This is a genomic window from Nocardia sp. alder85J (assembly GCF_020176955.2).
GTDB lineage: Bacteria > Actinomycetota > Actinomycetes > Mycobacteriales > Mycobacteriaceae > Nocardia.
Genome location: NZ_JAIUCZ020000035.1, coordinates 1 through 1,278 on the forward strand (window position 1 = coordinate 1; position 1,278 = coordinate 1,278).

At 61.2% G+C, this 1,278-nt stretch carries 1 protein-coding gene; it reads left to right on the forward strand.

From position 1 onward, the window contains the following. The first annotated feature begins 65 nt into the window (after positions 1-65). A protein-coding gene (locus LBW94_RS44140; protein WP_416276885.1) for an IS3 family transposase occupies positions 66-1,237 on the forward strand; the annotation gives its coding sequence in 2 pieces (ribosomal slippage) (positions 66-318 and positions 318-1,237; 1,173 coding nt in all). The last annotated feature ends 41 nt before the right edge of the window (positions 1,238-1,278 follow it).

Below are 1,278 nucleotides of genomic sequence, written 5' to 3' on the forward strand. Positions count from 1 at the left end.
TGAGGTGCCCGGAGTTTTTCGGACAGTGGCTCAAAGTAGGATTTGGGTAACTGAACGGAGTTGTTGTGGCACAGAAGAAGTCGCGTCAGTTCAGCCCGGAGTTCCGGGAGACGGCCGCGCGGGAAGTGGTGGAGAAGTCGCGTGCGATCGAGGATGTCGCGCGTGACTGCGGGGTGACCGGGCAGACGATCCGGAATTGGGTGAAAGACTTCCGGAGCGCGCATACCGGCGATTCCGGTTTGTCGGTTTCCGAGCGGGCGCGGTTGAAGGAGTTGGAGCGGCGGGTCCGGGAACTGGAAGAGGAGAACCGCTTCTTGGGAAAATCGGTGGCCTTCTTCGCGAAGAAGCACCGGTGAGCTCGAAGTACGCGTTCATCGCCTCCGAAGAAGGCAATCATTCAGTCGTGGCTATGTGCCGGTGGGCGAAGGTTTCGCGGTCCGGGTATTACGCGTGGCATGGCCGTGGACCGTCGGCCACCGCCCGGAATCGTGAGATCCTCGCCGCGGAGGTCCAGTTCTGTTTCGAGCATTCCGACGGCACCTACGGCTACCGGCGTATCCATGCCCAGCTGGCCCGCTGGGGCACGATCGCGGATTGTGGCACCGTGCGTGTGATCATGCGCGAGCTGGGCCTGATGCCGTGTCAGCCGCGACCGTTCAGGCCGATCACCACCCTTGCCGGCGATGCCGCGCAGCTGCCGGACCTGGTGCACCGCGACTTCACCGCCGAGGCGCCGGCACGCAAACTGGTCGGCGATATCACCTATATCCGCACGTGGGAGGGATGGCTCTATCTGGCAACCGTGCTGGACTGCTATTCGAAGAAGGTGGTCGGATATGCGATGGCCGAGCACATGCGCACCGAACTGGTTGCCGACGCCCTGCGCATGGCGGCCCGGAATCTGCCGTTCATTCCCGGCGAAACCATCTTCCACAGCGACCGGGGAGCGCAATACGTTTCTGCCGAATTCGCTTCGGTAGCCGATGAACTCGGTGCCCGCCGGTCCGTAGGCCGGACAGGATCATGCTACGACAATGCCTGGGCGGAATCGTTCAACGGAACCCTGAAGAACGAGCGCGTGAACCGCACCCAGTATCCCACACGCGAACACGCGAGGAAGGACATCATCAGCTATATCGAATTGCGGTACAATCAGATTCGGATCCATTCCGGGATTGACTACCGAACACCCAACGAAGTAGAGTCCGGATGGTTCGAGCGGAATCGAGCAGCCTGAGAAGTCAAAATCTCACTGTCCGAGAACTTTCCCGCCCCTCA